The following is a 17,214-nucleotide window of genomic DNA, read 5'->3' on the forward strand; positions in this document are numbered from 1 at the left end:
CAATACGCCGGATGGGTCGTCGATTGAAGTCGGATCGAAATCACCGTCAACACATGCTGGCCTGCGTTGCGCGTTGTAACGGTGCGCTTGCAACGAACAGCGCCACCACCCCCTCCTGATCGACGGAGACCTTGGCGAAATGAAGACTGAGTGCGGCACGCAACGATTCCAGCGTGTCGTGCCGGTTGTCGAAGATGCCCTTGCGGTTGTAGATACGCTGAAGCGCGCGCCCGAACAGGTTATGGCCTGCTTCGTCGCCGAGCACCGTCGCTCCGAACAGCACGCCATCCGGCGCGAGATGCGCCTTCAATTGTGCGAACACACACGCTTTCTCGCTCATGGTGCCCGGCAAACAATGCAGCAGGTAAAACAGCGCGATCGAGTCGAAGCGGCACCCATCAAGCATCGTCAGCGGTTTCATAATGTCGCCCACCAGTTGCGTGGTCTGGGTATGGCCGAGTCGGCATGCCGCCGTCGCGAGAGTGTGCTCGTTGAGGTCGAGCAAGGTAGCCTGATGTTCGGCGCGGAAGTCTGCATGGGCCGGGTAGAAACCCGACCCAACCCCGACCTCCAGATGGTGTTCGCCCACATGGTGCCGGTAAAACGGTAGCAGCACCCGTTTGGTACTGCACCGCCAGGCCAATCGGTTGGACATTCCCAGCACCCATGCGTCGTAGAGCTTCAGGACGAGAGAACCATACACCGCGCTTCCGGGCCACGTGTCAAGCTGTTGCGCGGAATCGAAAGTCTGTTCCATGTTCCAGCTCCTTTTCACGGGACAAGCGACAGATCGGTCATGCTGCGATGCGGCTGAATTCGGTTGCTGACACCAAGACTAGCAGTAGAAACGCATTCCGAAACGACAGGCTCACAGCACAAACGGACAAATCACGCAAAGCGTTGTGCGCCTCGCACTTCCCACGAGACAAATTGCCAATTTGAATGGCGCCGGCTCCGAAAGCTTGAGGATACAGGCGCAAGGACGACCGCTTCGCCCCGGGATCGGCCGTTGAATCGCCGCAGAGTCAGAAGATCGGAACGGATCGGCGCTGGTCCCTCGTCGTTGGGTCGCGTGCGGCCATGAAGGGTCATTCGGGACACAACCTGGCTTCATTGAGTCGCCGTAACGGTAGCCGGTCTCGAACGTTTACTCTGACACTGCTGCGCCCTTGGGGCGGCGACCATTTACGCGCAGGTGGAGGAAAACCAGGATCAAATTTTCTCTGTTGCCAACCTAAATCCTAGTCCAACAAACAGAGCCCCCATAGCCTTGGTCAACCACGACGATATAGCTCGGTTACGGCGAAGTGCGCTTGTCATCTGAGCGGCGAGAAACACATAGATGATGCTCGTTGCAATTCCGACCATGTTGCCCGTTACGCCCAACGCGATGAGATGCTTCACAGGGCTTGGGTCATGCGCATTCATGAACTGGGGAAGCAATGCGATGTAAAACAGCGCGACTTTCGGGTTCAAAACATCACTCAGGAATCCTTGCCAGAAAATTAGCCGCAATGCTTTCTTCCGAGTGTCTCCGACGGGAAAGGCAATGCTTCCCTTCGACCGCAACGCTCCCAATCCAAGATAGAGCAGGTATGCAGCTCCCACCCACTTCACGGCGGTGAACGCCGTCGCTGATGCTAAAACGAGCGCAGATAGACCGGTGACCGCAGCAAGCAAGTGCATGTAAGCGCCTAGATTGATCCCGAGCGCGGCGCATAGACCCGCCGTACGTCCCTGTGCCACCGTCCGCCCCAGCAAAAACAGCATATCGGGGCCCGGCACAAGGCACAAAACAAAGCTCGCACCGACAAAAAGCATGTACGTGTGAAGACTCATGGTTTCTTCTGTCCGATCCTGGATGAGATTCAGCGAATATAGCCCGTCCAAAAAAACAAGCCTGGCGCTGCTGCCATGAATATCCGTTGCGGAGAATTCTGGATGACCGGCAGGGGTCGAGTTGCGCCGGTCAGCTAAACCACTCGCGTGCGCATCGATGCAAACCGCATGCTTCCGTGCCCGGCCAGTTTCGGTCGCTCGACGTCTGCCACCAGATCGTTGACAATGTGGCTGCAAACATCACAAGATTCTGCTGAAAATCACCCACCCAACAAGCGCCGAAAAGCGCGCGAGAGTGAAGCATCATACGCCCATGGGAACGCCGTCTCCGCGATCTCGCCCAGTTGTTGCGCAACTGCGGTGAGACTTATTTTTCACCGGATCTCTTTCGACTGAATACCAATCAGTTTCTCCAAACATCACGCACAGTTACCTTCATCATCCAGAAAAACAAAGCGACGATTCCAGAATTTGATACCTGGTACAAGGCAAATGTGCTTCAGTCTTGGGCAGACGATCATGTGATGTCGTGGGCCAAGGACGCAAGAAACGTCATCGAGAAGGAAGGCGACCTAGAAATGCAGAGCACACTGCGAGCAACTGTGCTCTTCTCTCATGTGTCCGATGAGGATATGGTTCTTGAGACTAGTCGAAAAGAATTGCTGAAGGCGGACATCGAGCAGTTGCTTCTGGCGGCGCTCCGCAAACTTCCGCCCGGAATTGTCGATGCAGCTGTACTCAAGATCCAGCGGTTGTGGGTAGCGAACTCATTGCCTGCGTATGAGCTTATCTACGCACTCACGTACGCATACTCTCAACTCCATCGGGTCTGTAGCGATCTGGCTGCGCACCTGGATTCGGTGCTAGATGCTTCCATTCCACACCCGACGGACATCGATCCTTCGTCGACCGATGTTGCGAAGGTCCGCTTCATGAAATTTGGCAAGCCCGGCATGGGAAAGCATACCACTGTCCGGGTGGACGCAGACCCGAGTTACAAGCCACCGCCGGCATTACTACAGCTAAAGGAAGATTTGACAGCGGCTCCGAAGCCCTCATCGCTTGCCGAAATTGTGGCGGTACAAGCCAAGATGGCTCAGTTCACATTCGAGCATCATGGAAATCACATGCCAATGCTTGTTCTTTATGACAAGGATTGGAAGCAAATTGACTTCATGTCGACAGCCTTTGCCGACCAAGCTGACAAGTTCCTCTTTTGGCGAAATGTTGCCGACCGTGCGTTCTATCTCAAGGCTTATGCAATGATCTGGACAAGCGAAACTTGGTTGCGTGATCTCAGAGAACATAACGATCGCCCGATTCGAGCCCTGCCGATTATAGGAGAACAACTACATGTGGTTGGGGCAGATGCTTCAGGTGCAACCGAGGTCGTAACATGGAACATCTCTAGGCCGAATGGAGATGTCGCACCGGTACTTACCCAATTGATGGCCGGGGATGTTCAGGGCCAGCCCGGTCGCATGTTCTTCATCGAACCAGTAATTGCAGCGATGAAAATGGTCCGCGCGAATAATTAGAGGTAAGATTTCTGCTTGATTTTGAACGGCCACGTACGGAAACCGCGAACGTCCGTTGTGGGTCGTGTGCAGTCGACCGCGACCTAATGCTGTCGAAGCCGCGAATGCCGATCTCGTGAGACAGATCCCGGCCAAAGACGGTCAATTGTCGCGGGAAGTTGTTCGGCCGCTACCATTAGCTGAGCAGTCATTGCCGCGCCTGCCTCGAAGCACCGAGACATATAAAGTAGAAGCCCCGGCATGCTGGGGCTCTTCCTCACGGTCGCGGAAACTCGCTCCGGGCTGACGGCGCACGACCCAATTCCAGCTATCCGCCGGGCCGCCCTAAGTCCCCGGACAATCAACACGCTTACGGCGACGTCGGACGCAGTGATACATAGTGCCACGCCACGGGGCATCCAGTCACGTCGCCCCGGCCTGCGCCGACATCGCGTGCACCCGCCGCGCGGTTGTGTCTTCGATCGCACACTCCCGGCAACCTGCCAGCCGTTGCCGGATCAGATTACGTGGCGCTATCACCGTTTTATGCCGGCGGGTGCAAACGAACGGCTGCGCCGGCCACATGCCTTCCCATGAGTCGCCAGCAAACACCTGCGCGTAACGCTGCATGGATCGCACCAGCGCCGAGCCTGGCATCCGCACTGGAGGTCAGCGGGGCGGCAGAGCCACGGATGGCGTGCGCTTCATTGCTCTGTCGAGTCTTATAGAACCGGAACAGCGCCCGCTACGAGCTGCCCGCGCGCCAACTCCGCTCCATTCGACGCCGAAACGATCACGATCTGCACGAAGCTGTGCGCAGGGGCGTAGCGCACAAAGATGCTCTCGAGAACCCGCGCGAAAATGGTGAGCGGCACCCCGGCCAGCCCTTGCTCATCGACGCTCAGCCGCACACGCAGCCCGCGCACCATCCGTGACTGGGGTTTCTCGACGATCCACTCCATCGCAGTCTCCCGCGACAGCCCGACTATGGCATCGATTTGGTCCTCGTTCGTCTGGCCACGGTTTGGTGCGTGCGCTTCGAGCAACGACTTCAGAGCCGGCAAACCGCTCTGATCGAGGCTGAACGGCCCGGCGGACAGACTCCGGACGACGCACCAATACTGACTTTTGGGCACCGGGCGCGCGGTGACGTCAGTCGGCCGCCGCAGCAGGCTCACCCGGGCAACGACGCTTCGGTCAGCAAGGGTGAAGTCGCCGCCCCGTTGTCCCCACTGCATCGAACTGGGCCCGGCGCCGTTGGTGCAAAGCAGAGTCGCATCAATCTGCTCGTCCCGCAGCGGTTCTCCTGACTCCCCGAGTGCGGTGACAAATTCCAGCATGCAGCCCCCGCCCGCAACGGCCGTCTCATGGCCTCCCGGGCGCGACGCAACCCAGTAGAGCAACGGCCGCCGATCCGTGGAACTCGCGAATCCAACACTGTGGTCGAGCGAGTGGAACGGCTTCACTCCTCTCGTGTTCGCCGCGCCGTCGCCATCCCGGGTGAGCCGTACGCTTTGCACCGCCCAGACCTCAGCGCCTTGTGGGTTCACCGTTTGCGCCACCATCGGGTACGCAGAAAGCATCGCGTCTTTGAGGGCAATCGGCTCGGCTGCACACGGGAACAGATTCACAACAGGCGTGCATCGTAACCGGAAATTAGACGCCGACAACGTCGCCAGTGCGAGAGCCGGCGGCGAATCAGGGTGAAGGCCGGAAACCGGCACGTGAAGGGACAGGCGCCGCTTCACGCCGTGTCCCGCATGAATCTGGCCGAGCCTGAAGTCCAGAAAGTGAAACTTCTCGGGATACGAAAAATATTCCAGCAGAAGGCGGTAGGAGGACTCTCCGCCCGCGTCAATGATTGCCTCGCGCTCGTCGAAACCAACAGGCGAAATCGGAACGGCATCAAGCGCACTCCAGCGCCCGCTGGAATCGACTTCCAGAAATGCGTGCTTGCCGCGATGGACAAGGGCGTCGATCAGCGCCGCAACCGCGCTTTCCTTCGCGTCCAGAAAGACACGGACAGCGCCTCCGACCGCAGTACCGAAATCCACAGACCCGGACTGCACCACGAAGCTGATCGAGAAAACACCGCTTGTGCCCTCAGGCACGCGCACATTACCTGGCACTGCAGAGGGCATCTGATACGCAGCGTCGTCGATAGAAAGCGCCGAAACGGTCGTGTCATAGACCGTTCTGAAGCCGTACTCACCGGCGCGCGTCGCGAGATGTGTGCCCCTTGGGACTACCGCCGGCGACGCGAGCCGTTCAACTGCCACACTGGGTTCGAAACATGCGATCGAACACGAAGGAAACGACCGAAGGAATTCCGGGTAAAGGACCTCAAGCAACGGAACCGTGAACTCGGGTATATCGTCTTCCAGACGCTCGCGCACTCGTGCATTGAGTAACGCAGCAGACTGGATCATCCTCTCGACATGCATATCCTCCGAATGCTCGCCCTGCATCGAGAGGCGCCCGGCCACACGTGAATTACGTGCAGTGAATTCAGCCATGCCGCGCCGCAAAATTTGAAGCTCGCGCTCGTAGCTCGTTTTGAGATCTGCCATCAGCCGCTCCAACTGCGTGGTTCACCAGAGCGCTGCATCGGCACACAGGCCCTCAGCGTGCTTTACGCACCTGAAACACACGCCGCGCTGAACGTGGTCTATCAGCCCAGTCCCGAGGTTGGTACCGACGAGATCAGCGTGGCACCACATGAAATTTTGTGGCCGTCAAAGGCTACCGCACGGCCATTTACGAGGACCGACTGATCGCCCTCGATGATCACGCAGTCATTGTGGCCAGACTTCGGACATGTGCATCGGTCGCCAACGCATGCCACCGCGCGGCCCATCACCGTCGAGCCGTCCTGGCCGGTCACAACCTTGCCGCCGTGACTCGTCGAGTCACCAATGCGAATAACGCCGCGCAATGCAGCCTCCCAAGTTCTGGTTGTCTCTGTTCCGCGCTGCTCTACATGAGAGCGCATCGCCCGTGCTCGAAGCCATTCACTAACGCTGTCACTATCCAGCCCGCGGTGCCGCTGACTACAACGGCCACGATCAGGACACGAAGACTCGGCCTTACGGGCGACCATTTCGCGATCGCAAGCACAGCTGCAACGCACGCCACAACAGCCAGCGCGAACTCGCCGGGCGCACTATATGCGGCCTGGCCTCCAATGACGAATGCCAGAATACCTGCCCATAGCAGCGCGAGGCCAACACCGCCGTCGCAATAGGCGAGAGGGCCGCCCAATAGCGCTGCCAACGCCATGGCGATAAGTATCGCGGCCACGGCGAGGACTCTTGATAGGCCTCCCTGGCGTGGGTCGCCTGCTGTTACCCGCGGCTCAGGCCGCTCTGCGTTTTCGATCGATTCGTTCATCTGTAGAGGAAAGGGTTATCGCCCCGCGTTTTGTGGTTCTGCTTGATCTGAGCCTCACTCGGTGGCGTGACTCGAACGATTTCAGCCTGTCCGCCGGAGCGATCGACAATCGCGCTGACTTTGCCGTCCTGATACCCGGCTATGAGCGCTAGCGCGATTTGCACCGCGCCAGAGCTGATCCCGGTGTTCCCAATCCGGTATCCTACGTCAACCCCCTCCGCGACGCTGCTGGTCGAGGGCGCATCCTCCTCCGCGCCCAACGCTTGAGTCAACGGAATCACCCACTCTCGATCACCCGTCGTATCGAAGAAGATCCGCCGTGGCACAGTCGCTGCGTGGCCTGGGCTCACAACACGCGACCATCCATCCCTTAGCGCACTAGCCTGATCCTTTTCGCGCAGTGCATGGCCATGTTCGTCCGTGAGACGGACACTGACGGGACGATCGATGTAGCCGAGCACGGGCGACTCGTCGAATTGCCTGACTTGCCAGTCCGTCCAGCGCACGGGCGTCCACGGATTGGGCGCAAACTCGCCGGGCCCCTTGTTCTCGGTGTGTTTCAACAGATCAGGGACCCGCGAGCGCCACCATGTCGTACTCATCGTGTGAGGAGCGACCCCTTCTTGCCCCCGCGCGGCCAATTCGGTCTGGTAATGCGCGTCGAATGCGTCCGTCTCATCCCAGTAGAAGTTCCAGAGTTTCACCAGGTCGTATTGGGTCTGCCTGGTGTCTACATCCTCCGGCTTCGTGACAATCGATGGCCTGAGCCTGTCGATTGCATGCGGCCGCGATACCAGCAACGCGACATTGCTGTTAAAGACAGCAGGCACCGCCGCCCCGTCAGGTATCAGGCCAGAGCCGGGCTTCTCAAGCAGCTTTCGTGTGACCATGCCGTCCGTGCAGAAAATCAGCGCGAATGGCACATCTGGATTGGCATCGAAGAACTTGAATACATCCTCGAGTGAGGGGCCAGTGCCATTGATCGCCTTCTCGGTAACGAAAAGGTCGAACGGCAGGCTACCCTCCTGTCGTGCGTAATTCACTGAAAACGCGGCGCCCATCAGGTTGTCCGGATGTTGGGGCGGGCCATATACGAAGACTGGCAGCGGTGTGTACTCCACCGCCTCTCCGGCGCCAAGCTTGAGCGCGAGTCCGCGGACCAATTTCGACATATCGGACCTGCCGGTCCAGGACGCGGGATAGTCCGAAGGAGAGCGCGAAAGAAACGACTCGTGCGTAGCGTTCTTCTTTACGATGTGACTCCAGATTTCCGTCTGAGCCCACTGATCAATTGTGATCCCCAGCCCACGCACTTCCAGCCTGTCGAGCGGAGTATCCGGCGCGTTACCCGCGCCCGTGCCAGGTTGCCCCGCCTGCGTCGCGGAAGTAGCAGCCGCGGCCGCCGCTTTTTGCCCACCAAAAGGCCAAACCATAAGCGCCACCATCAAAATGAAAAACGACAAAGCAGGTCGGCGGCCGAATGCACGTCCACCATATGCGGCAAGCAGCATCATCGTGCTAGTCCGCTGAAATCCATATTGAACGGAGGCGTTACCGGCTTTTCAGGATTCGCATTCTGGTCCATGGACTGACTAACCACGAGTGTCGGCATGCCCGAAGACACAACTGACTGAGGAAACGCACCCGAGTTGTAGTACTCGCAGGCCTGTTGTACGAGCTTGCGGCCCTCGGCGGACAACCTGGGGTACTTGGGGAGCGAGGAAACGGTCGTGAAGTCGGTCTTCCAGTCCGCCATCGCAAGCCACAGGGCCAGCCAGTCCTTGTTGTCCATCGTCTTGGCCTGGCCAATCGCCATGTCCATCGCTGTGCCGAACCGTTGATTCCACGGATCGCGCAAAATGGCGGAGTGATACGAATTGCCTGTCAGGACGCCTGACGGATCGTTCTTCGTCAACGCCGCTGGATCCTGGGACATCCGCGCACGCGCCTCGTTCGGCGTTTCCTCGCGCCACGCGCTAATGCCCGCGAATGCTCCGCCAAACCCGCTTCCATTGGAGCGGAACTCAACACTTCGTGTCTGATCGTCGAGTGCCTTATCGGGGTCCGCGGCAATCTGATCTTGAGCCCGATTTGCCTGGCCCTTCTTCTTTGCCGCCATGGCTTCCTGATACCGCGCACCATATTCGCCCTTGCACATGTCAGGCCGATTGAGGCGCTCATTGAGCCCCTGACAAATGCCCTCCTCGACCGTCTCATAGTTGGCGCCTGGGTCGTTCACGCCGTGCGAGAAAATTAGAATGCCCGGCAGGTCGTTCGGACGGGCAACAGGCCGATCGCTCGCGCGATTGGACGTGGTGACGCCTGCCCCTGACCCGATGACATTATTGTTCGATGTAGCGTTGCTCATGGCTGTCTCGATCAAAGATCCGGTTGCAGGATGTCGATCTTCAGGAATTTCATCGCGTCGTCTTTAACGATATCCGTCAAGCCGTTTGCGTCGGTCTTCCCTTCGATAATCTGTCCGTCGCTGGTTGTAATCCGGTAGGCCTGGTTCGCTGCCGGCATGGGCGCGTCGGCCGTATCGCCAACATGATGCAATCGGAAACGCTGGTCGGTTGGCTGATTGTTGAAAGCGGTCTTGGGAGCGCTTTCGGTTGCAGGGCCGCCCCACTGATGCGATGCGGATTGCAACTTGATGTCGCCGTTCGTTCCCAGCGTCACACCACCGCCGATCCTGATGAAGCTTCCGTCTTCCGCGACCAGACGCACAGTCGGCGCGGATAAGGTAGCGGTTACCCGGAAGCGCACCCGTGCGGCTAAAGGTAGCCGGCATGTTCTGGCCGTTGGGAAAAACACCCGCCACATACATCCGGTCGGGATCGCCATTCAGGAACTCGAGCAGGACCTCCATACCTCCTCGTGGCAGCGCGCTCTGACCAAAGTTTGCGCCCGACCAGTTGCCAAGGACGCGCACGGCCGCGCTGTCCACCGGCGTGTCTTGAGTACCGGCGCCTGCGGCATGGACATGATCCGCCTCGTCGAGCCCCTGAATCTGCACAAAAATCCGACCGTACTCGTCGGTGTGAACTTGTTCCCCGTCCGGCACGACCACGACGCCGGTAATCGGATAGACGCGCGGAAGATCAACGCGTGGATCGTAGACAGGCGTAAGGGGCGTGCCACGCGGCACCCCCGTGAATGTGTTCTCGTAGCGACTGGACTCCGAGTCGCCGTCCTGGGCGCCTCGCATCCGGGTCGCTACAGACGCTGGCGGCGTATCAGACAACCAGCGGCTGGCCGTGAACAGCGATTGCGCACGCGCGGAGAGTTCCTTTGGCAGGTTGTTCTCTCCACGGTGGTGCAGTGATGTAAAGATCACGCGGCGATCGCCTTCTTCGGCCTGATCCAGTTCGGGGTGCCCCGAGACCGTAACCCACGTGCCGACTTCGAGATTTCGAACCCCGCTCGCACCGTCGATCCTCACGGCTTGCCCACCGTGCGCCATAATCCGCGCCCTGCCCAAGCGCTGGTTGTCATTCGCAGAATCGGCAATATGAGGCGCGTCAATGCGTGAGTCGGATAGCAGGCGCCCGAGGTCATTTCCCGCAGCGCCCTGATCCACGCGTGTCGGCGCCTGCAACTTGTCCATCTGGCTGGGCTTGTAATCCCAGCTCACCCGGCGCACGGACCCCGCTACCAGCTGTCGCCCCATCGATAGAAGCGTGATGGAGTCTGACGTGCCGACGCTGGCGTCTGAATGGTAAGGAACCGTTCCTGCCGGGCCTTGCGCCAACTTGATCACACTGTCAAGGAGCACCAACGAGTGAAACGGCTGCTCAGTGAGGTCAGAACTGCCCTGCCCCCGGCCTTGATGAACCATGAGATGCCTTCCCGGCGGCAAAGTCGGCGGATAAAGTCGGCATCCGACTCATCAAATTGCAGCGTCTGCTCGCGGGTCGGATATTTCGAGGCGTCGATGTTCGACACGTCGATGTCGAACGTGGCGGCCAGGGTAGAGCTTTTTGTTCGCCATTCGCGAACAAGCGTCTGGATAATGTCCAGCGTGCTCTTCGTCCGGAATATCCGCGTGTTGATGCGACGCTCAAGGACCGATAGCGCGTCGCGCACGACCAATTGATACGTGGCAAGTGAACCGTCCGATTCTCCCTCGTGGGCGTCCGTCACGATCCCGCATATTGACTGAAGCGCGCCGGTATCCGTGACCATTTGCACAGTCACCGGTTGACCGAGAAAATTCTGAAGCGAAACGCCCGTGCTGGTCGAAATGCACGACAGGCGCCCCTCGATCCCGCCGCAAAGATCTTCGCGAATATCAAGCCTCTGCAGAAACAGCAAGCCCGCGAGATCTGACTGGGAATTGCGCCAGTAGAGGCGAAAGGCACGCGTATCCTGCGACGGAAGCGCACCGATGAATACTCGCTGTAAGTTCACGCCCTTCTCCACGGAGGAATCTCGTTTATGCGATTTGAATTAACCTGATATTCGTTACCGATAATCGTGCCGCATAAAACACGAGAGGCCCAAGAATTCGGGGCGAAAATAGCAGGCGTTTAAGTCGCTGTCAAATTCTGTAAGAATTGCCTTTAATAATCAGCATTAGTTACCGAATTATCTGGCCTTTCTTTTAATAGGAAAAATATTCCGACCACCTGAATCGAAGTATGCGACCGCCCGGCAGCACCTGTGCAACCGCCTGTCGGCCGGTCTGCGCGGGCCCCGGTGATCAATGCCTGATCCGCGCTCCGGCTGCCCGGGGGAGTCGGGCATCGTGCAATTTCTTATTTTTATTCCCTGAGCGCCGTCGATTCCGATCTTCCTGCATCGGCCATGCCGTTCTCCAAGGGCGAGGTCGAGCACTCCGGATATCCGTTTCGCTTAGCTAATGGCCGCTCACATACTGGTAACGTACGCGGCATCATGCGCGGTTGACTTCCACTGGTCATCCGCTACGGCCGATACGATTACTTGCTCAACGAACGACGAGGCGTTCTACCACATTGCGCCTTTCGGTGCTGCTTCGTAATAGCTGCGCGATCCGAAATTTAATATCGACGATAGTGTCGCCAGCCCGAGCAATCGCGGCCGCGACGTTCATTAAAGATACCTATTAATTCGGCCCGGTAGAAGAGCGGTATCTGATCGACGCTATGGTAGGGATTTTTTCCACAGGAATACGTCATTTGCTGGCCCGTTGGCCTTAACTCCTGCGGTCCGGTTTCAACTTATTAGCGGACGTTGGATCTCGAAGCGAGGTTGTCCGTTTTGGGTCGCATCGGGCCAGCCGTCCGCAACTACTCGCGGACGTGCTGATGCAACACGCGTGAGGCCGTATGCGGCCACTTTCGGCCATTCGACGCTGCACCACGAATCGTTGACAATAGCGGAAAATCAGACGGCGGGTGAAATCAACTCGATGATTTCCTGCACCCGATCTTCGATGGCCTGATCTTGCTCGAATCGCAAGACACGGCACCGACGACTTTTCAGCCACGCTTCGTGCCGCGCCCGGCTACGGCCCGGTAATTGTCCCTGTTCATACTGAGCGGACCAAGCCATGAATGCTGGATCGGCGCAGCCGAACAAGGATATCTCCCGCGCCTCTATCCTCTGGAGTCGCAGATCTGTTGGCAGTGAGAGGAAGATAACCAGATCGAAAGCATCCTCCAGTTCGCTGCCCCAGCCGCACACTGAGCCAGAGACTATGGATGCATGCGATGAGGTGAGTTCGGCGAGAAGCATCTTCAGCCGCACCTCGGGATCGTATTTCTCTTTGAACGGTGGAGCGGTCAGCTTCCAATAAAAGCTGTCAGCATCCGCAAAGCCGAAGCCAAGCTGGACCGATAGCGCACGACCCAGTGTCGTGGACCCTGATCCAGGAGCACCGACGACGTTGATACGACGATATGGGGCGGTGTTCATGAATTGAGCCAAGTTTAAATCGGAAGTATCGCACAGGCGATTTGAATGACCGCTTCCCGCTGCGGTCACCGTCCCTTGTGGGTCGGCTGCTGCCGAACGGCAACGGAGCGACGGCTAACCACGCCGCCGACTCGTTTTCCGACCGGGCTTCGCCAAAAAGCGACACGTCGGTACAGTTGTCGAATGGCAGTTCGTGTGCCTTTTGCAGCCAATATGCGCGAGATAGTGGCTGCGGAATGAACGTCCATCTCTTCGATGCCGATGCGTTGCCTGCGCCGTCACTAACATTGGCTGTACGGCTGGTCGATGAGGGCGAAAATGAATTTCCCCTCACTTTAGTCCGTAGGGCGCTATTCGAGGGTTTTCTGTAAAATACGCCGTTCCATGGTCTTCGGCTCAGTACTTCGTCATGCATCGAATTGGATTTTTCGTTTGCCGCGGCCACGACGCCCTTGATCTTGGCGGACCACTTTCGGCTTTCAATCAGGTGGCCACTGCCGCTGGCCATACCCCGTATGATCTTCATGTAATCTCGCAGTCCGGAGGCTTGGTTCCTGGTAATTCGGGTCTTTCGATTGAGACCGAGCCGATCGGAAGGCGTGCGTTTGACACTGTCGTTTTCATCGGCGGAGATATAGAGCCGATGCAGACATCGGAGAACATCGCCGCTGCCAGAAAATTGGGCGCCAGGGCCTCGCGGGTAGCAAGCGTGTGCACGGGAGCGTTTCTGCTTGCGGAAACCGGCTTGCTGGACGGCCTGAAAGCAACGACGCACTGGCGATACGCTGCTCTATTGCAGTCTCGCTTCCCTCGCACACGGGTCGAGAGCGATAGCATCTATGTCGTGGACGGCCACATCTGGACGTCGGCGGGCATTGCCTCCGGAGTCGACCTGGCGCTCGGCTTGATTGAAAGAGATATGGGTGCGGAAGTTGCGCGCGCTGTTTCCAGGCTTCTGGTTGTTCCGTATCGTCGACCGGGCGGGCAGTCCCAATTTTCCGCCATGTCGCAAATGGAGCCGGAATCGGATCGTATCCGCATCGCCCTGAACTTCGCGAGAGAACATTTGGCTGAAGCGCTACCTGTGGAACGACTCGCCGATGCCGCAAGATTAAGTCCGCGGCAGTTCGGACGGGCATTTCGCCGGGAAACCGGCGAAACACCTGCCAAGGCGGTCGAACGTTTGCGCGTCGAAGCGGCGAGGCTGCGCCTGCAGGATGGCAGCGAACCGATCGAACAGATCGCTCTGGCCGTGGGATTCACTGATCCGGAACGGATGCGGAGGGCCTTCATCAAACTGCATGGCCACCCTCCGCAGGCGATCCGGCGCGAGAGCAGAAGGAACAGTGCGCGCTGATCGTGCGCCGCCGTATCGGCACTCGCCGTACGCGACTACCTACATCACCAGGCGCTCAACGGCCATCGGATTTCTGGGCAGCGTAATCATTCCAGATGTCGCGATGCAATTTCCACGCGCCACCCTCGTTCAGAAAGAGGAGGATCTGCTTGCCGCGGTATTTGAGGTTTCCAGCATGGTCACGGATTTCCGCATCCGAGACTTCCGTCACGGTCCGGTCGTTACCGTAGAACTCGTAATTGCTAAACGATACGGTGTCGGGTTTTACCCCGGCATACCCCTTGGTGAAGTACGCGGCAATCGCGCTGCCCCCTCTCACCCGGCCGCCGCCGGGCGGCAGGAGTGCGCCCTCGTTGGTATACAGACGGCCTATCGCCTCATAGTCCCCTCGCGCAAAGGCATCCGCCCATCGCGCGTTCTCTGCTTTGATGGCCGCTTCGGTTTGAGGCTGCGGACCGCCAGCAATGGCTGGCACGGCAAACACAAAAAAGGAAAAGCAGGCTGCAAGGGCTCCTGCAAAACGACGAATCTGTTGCATTTAAGGATTTCCTATCAGTTTAAATTGAAGGGGCTGTGCCCGATTGGGCAGGAGAGGCAAGCAATGTCGGCTGCAGCTTCATCGAAACCAGTGAAAGTCCTCGCAGACATTGCCCGCGGGCATCTCAGCGTACGCCTGGAATTCGTGCGAGCCCCCTGGATGCACCGGGCAGTTCTTTGTCGACCATCGCGATGACTTCTGGCCGTGCATCTCTGGGATGACCGGAATGGAACGGCGGAGCGGGATCGTATTCAATCACGAGTTGCGTGAATTCGGCGGCCTGTTGGCCGCGCAGTTTCGCGGCGACGCGAAGTGCGAAATCGATACCCGCCGTCACGCCGCCGCCGCTCATGAAGCGGCCGTGGTCGTCTTCCACGAATCGATCCGGTACGGGAATCGCGCCATATTCGGACAGCTTGTTGACGAAGGCCCAATGGCAGGCGCTTCGCTTACCCTTGAGAATGCCCGTCGCAGCGAGCACCAGCGATCCATTGCAAACCGACGTCACATATTTGGCGCTCTCCGCCAGACGCCGGATCTGCGCTTGATACTCGGGCCGCATCGGTGCCGTCAAATCGGACCCACCGGGCACCAGAATCAGGTCTGTATTATCGATATCGGCCAGGCGTTCAGTCTTTCCATACACGACTCCGAATTCGAGGGTCACGTTGCCCCCATTGAGGCTCGCATAGCGAACGTTGGTATTTGGTAACCGGTGGAAAATCTCGCTGGGGCCGGCGAAGTCGAGAAGCGTCCCGCCGTCGTAATTGACGATCAAAATGTTGAGTGGGTCGTTCGGAGCAAGCTCTGGCTTGCTTGCTGCCTGCGCAAGAGCAGGCGTGGTGTGGCCAAGCAGGGCTCCGCCACCCAGCACGGCGCCTAGTGTGGCGATGCTTCCGAACTTGAGAATATCGCGGCGCGAGCGACCTGCTCCGGTGAGTGGCTTTCCGGAGGCGTTGTTTTCGCGGCTGTCGGTCAAAATCATTTCTCCTTGCGCTTCGGCCCCTCCGCGTGCGCAACCAGATTGGGCCGGATTGAAAACCACCACGACAGGAAAGCGTGGTGGACATGGGATCACGGTGTAGATGAGCCGGAAGGACTTATAGCGTTCGTGAATCGGAAAGCGCAGGCTTAGAGCTGCGAGGCGCCGCCGTCGACAATCAGTTCCGTGCCGACGACGTAGGAAGATTCGTCGCTGGCGAGATAGAGCGCCGCGTAGGCAATGTCCTCTGCCTTTCCCAGATGGCCAACCGGGATGGTCTTCGCGAACTCGCTTTTGAAGTTGTGGACATCCTCGTCCGACATCCCCCACTTGCTGAGCAGGGGCGTTTCCATGCCGCCTGGCGCGATCGCGTTGAAGCGGATCTTGCGATCGAGGAACTCGTAGGACCAACTGCGGGCAAGCGATCGCACGGCGGCCTTCGCCGCTGCAGTCAACGAGATGCCATGCTTGCCGGTCTGGGCGACGAACGACGTATTCAGGATGACTGATGAGTGATCCTGCAAGACCGGCAGCGCCGCTTGAACCGTGAACACCACGCCTTTGACGTTGATGTCCATGATCTCGCTGTAGAGGTCGTCGTCGATGTCGTTGAGTGCGGAAGGAAATGCCCAGCCCGCGTTGGCGAACACGACATCCAGGCCGCCGAACTTCTCTTTTATCTCAGCTGCAATCGCCCGCATGTCCTCGATCGATCGCACATCGCCCTTGAGAACTAACGCATTCTCGCCAAGCTCGGCCTTCACACGCTCAAAAGCGGCCTCGTCGCGGCCGGTAACCGCTACCCGGGCGCCTTCTGAAATGAAAAGCTTAGCTGTCGCGAGACCGATGCCGCTAGTCCCGCCAGTAATCAAAGCCGACTTGCTTTTAAGCCTCATATTCGGTTCCTTTTCTTTGCTCGAGATTGATCGAACCGGAAGTACAAGGCGCAATCGCGTCTGTGCTCGTGTTCCGACCTGATTCCTGCGCAAATTATGGAACCTTGATTGAAAGGCTAAAAGGACTTATAACCCTCAAAACGCGCCATCCAATTTAATCCGATGACGAACACACCTTTTGGGGTTTACTGGTGCTCGCGCGCGAAAATGCGGGAGTAGCGGCTGGCCCGGAAACCGAGCGAAGCCTCACTTTCTATTAACTTCGACGCGTTCGTGTCGGGCATGCAGCTTCCGAAAAGCAGCAGACGCCACGTGTCAAGAAGGCACAGCGGTGCACGGAATCGCACCACCGCGCCGCCCGGCTGCCCCGGCAGGCAGGAAATGCGCACGCAAGGGCCCGGGACCGTCAGACGTCCGATAGAGATTTGTGGATTTTTCAGGCTGATCAGGTAGCGTGCTGGTGCTAGTGACTGCAGTGCAGCGTACGAATGTCTCATGTCGATGAGACAACAGACCACCGCACATACTGACTGAGTGACTCAAACGGGTCGGCTATGGGAATTCGGCCTAGGTCGGCGCCCCCGCGCTGCAACTCTGGCCTTGTACTTCCGGGCCCAACCAGGAGGTGCAGTTCATCAACGGCGCTCACATCCGATTGTCTCCTCTGTTACCGATAGGAGTCGTTCAAAGCGCGGAAACACCGAGCGCCGAACTCCCTTTGGCACGGCACTCGACAGACAAGAAGGCACACCAACCGCGAGATCTCCGTGCGGACGCCGGCCAATACCGACGCC

The 17,214-nt window shown here is 58.5% G+C and carries 13 protein-coding genes and 1 pseudogene; 2 read left to right on the forward strand and 12 right to left on the reverse strand.

The window, feature by feature from the left end; all coding sequences use genetic code 11:
• Positions 1-46: 46 nt before the first annotated feature.
• Positions 47-757: a class I SAM-dependent methyltransferase gene (locus B0G62_RS16835; protein WP_103705348.1), complete on the reverse strand. Its 711-nt coding sequence runs from the start codon at positions 755-757 to the stop codon at positions 47-49.
• Between the two features lie 455 nt (positions 758-1,212).
• A complete protein-coding gene (locus B0G62_RS16840) occupies positions 1,213-1,839 on the reverse strand; it encodes a LysE family translocator (protein WP_146055312.1) in 627 nt (208 codons plus the stop codon).
• A 344-nt stretch (positions 1,840-2,183) separates the two neighbouring features.
• Here B0G62_RS16840 and B0G62_RS16845 point away from each other — a divergent pair, with 344 nt between their 5' ends.
• On the forward strand, positions 2,184-3,377 hold the full coding sequence (locus B0G62_RS16845) for a hypothetical protein (RefSeq protein ID WP_146055313.1): 1,194 nt from the start codon (positions 2,184-2,186) through the stop codon (positions 3,375-3,377).
• Positions 3,378-4,078: 701 nt separating this feature from the next.
• Here the strand turns inward: B0G62_RS16845 and tssF are convergent.
• The 7 genes and pseudogenes from tssF to B0G62_RS16880 form a co-directional block, all read right to left on the reverse strand.
• Positions 4,079-5,926, reverse strand: a complete 1,848-nt coding sequence (gene tssF / locus B0G62_RS16850; protein ID WP_103705351.1) for a type VI secretion system baseplate subunit TssF — start codon at positions 5,924-5,926, stop codon at positions 4,079-4,081.
• Positions 5,927-6,027: 101 nt separating this feature from the next.
• Entirely contained in the window at positions 6,028-6,291 is a 264-nt protein-coding gene (locus B0G62_RS16855) for a PAAR domain-containing protein (RefSeq protein ID WP_103705437.1), read from the reverse strand.
• Between the two features lie 451 nt (positions 6,292-6,742).
• A complete protein-coding gene (locus tag B0G62_RS16865) occupies positions 6,743-8,260 on the reverse strand; it encodes a type VI lipase adapter Tla3 domain-containing protein (RefSeq protein WP_103705353.1) in 1,518 nt (505 codons plus the stop codon).
• On the reverse strand, positions 8,257-9,114 hold the full coding sequence (locus B0G62_RS16870; protein WP_103705354.1) for an effector protein Tle3 domain-containing protein: 858 nt from the start codon (positions 9,112-9,114) through the stop codon (positions 8,257-8,259). The genes B0G62_RS16865 and B0G62_RS16870 overlap by 4 nt, the downstream gene beginning before the upstream one ends.
• Before the next feature lie 11 nt (positions 9,115-9,125).
• Positions 9,126-10,539: pseudogene (locus B0G62_RS32720) on the reverse strand (type VI secretion system Vgr family protein); the annotation flags it as partial.
• Positions 10,506-11,171: a type VI secretion system Vgr family protein gene (locus B0G62_RS32250; protein WP_244193282.1), complete on the reverse strand. Its 666-nt coding sequence runs from the start codon at positions 11,169-11,171 to the stop codon at positions 10,506-10,508. The gene B0G62_RS32250 and the pseudogene B0G62_RS32720, both read right to left, overlap by 34 nt.
• 945 nt (positions 11,172-12,116) lie before the next feature.
• Complete coding sequence (locus B0G62_RS16880; protein WP_103705355.1) at positions 12,117-12,647, reverse strand: AAA family ATPase; 531 nt, start codon at positions 12,645-12,647, stop codon at positions 12,117-12,119.
• Positions 12,648-13,056: 409 nt separating this feature from the next.
• Between B0G62_RS16880 and B0G62_RS16885 the strand changes: the two genes are divergently transcribed.
• Positions 13,057-14,004, forward strand: coding sequence for a GlxA family transcriptional regulator (locus B0G62_RS16885; RefSeq protein ID WP_103705356.1), 948 nt, complete (start codon positions 13,057-13,059; stop codon positions 14,002-14,004).
• A 55-nt stretch (positions 14,005-14,059) separates the two neighbouring features.
• On the opposite strand, the gene B0G62_RS16890 is transcribed toward B0G62_RS16885, so the two are convergent.
• The 3 genes from B0G62_RS16890 to B0G62_RS16900 form a co-directional block, all read right to left on the reverse strand.
• A complete protein-coding gene (locus B0G62_RS16890; RefSeq protein ID WP_103705357.1) occupies positions 14,060-14,542 on the reverse strand; it encodes a YybH family protein in 483 nt (160 codons plus the stop codon).
• Positions 14,543-14,666: 124 nt separating this feature from the next.
• A complete protein-coding gene (locus B0G62_RS16895; RefSeq protein ID WP_103705438.1) occupies positions 14,667-15,521 on the reverse strand; it encodes a DJ-1/PfpI family protein in 855 nt (284 codons plus the stop codon).
• A gap of 152 nt (positions 15,522-15,673) precedes the next feature.
• Entirely contained in the window at positions 15,674-16,420 is a 747-nt protein-coding gene (locus B0G62_RS16900) for an SDR family oxidoreductase (RefSeq protein WP_103705358.1), read from the reverse strand.
• Between the last annotated feature and the right edge of the window lie 794 nt (positions 16,421-17,214).

This window comes from Paraburkholderia eburnea (assembly GCF_002917095.1).
GTDB lineage: Bacteria > Pseudomonadota > Gammaproteobacteria > Burkholderiales > Burkholderiaceae > Paraburkholderia > Paraburkholderia eburnea.

Coding starts and splice junctions, on each gene's coding strand:
- B0G62_RS16840 (WP_146055312.1), bottom strand. CDS start 1,839: ATGAGTCTTCACACGTACATGCTTTTTGTCGGTGCGAGCTTTGTTTTG.
- B0G62_RS16835 (WP_103705348.1), bottom strand. CDS start 757: ATGGAACAGACTTTCGATTCCGCGCAACAGCTTGACACGTGGCCCGGA.
- B0G62_RS16870 (WP_103705354.1), bottom strand. CDS start 9,114: ATGAGCAACGCTACATCGAACAATAATGTCATCGGGTCAGGGGCAGGC.
- B0G62_RS16885 (WP_103705356.1), top strand. CDS start 13,057: ATGCATCGAATTGGATTTTTCGTTTGCCGCGGCCACGACGCCCTTGAT.
- B0G62_RS16880 (WP_103705355.1), bottom strand. CDS start 12,647: ATGAACACCGCCCCATATCGTCGTATCAACGTCGTCGGTGCTCCTGGA.
- B0G62_RS16890 (WP_103705357.1), bottom strand. CDS start 14,542: ATGCAACAGATTCGTCGTTTTGCAGGAGCCCTTGCAGCCTGCTTTTCC.
- tssF (WP_103705351.1), bottom strand. CDS start 5,926: ATGGCAGATCTCAAAACGAGCTACGAGCGCGAGCTTCAAATTTTGCGG.
- B0G62_RS16865 (WP_103705353.1), bottom strand. CDS start 8,260: ATGATGCTGCTTGCCGCATATGGTGGACGTGCATTCGGCCGCCGACCT.
- B0G62_RS16900 (WP_103705358.1), bottom strand. CDS start 16,420: ATGAGGCTTAAAAGCAAGTCGGCTTTGATTACTGGCGGGACTAGCGGC.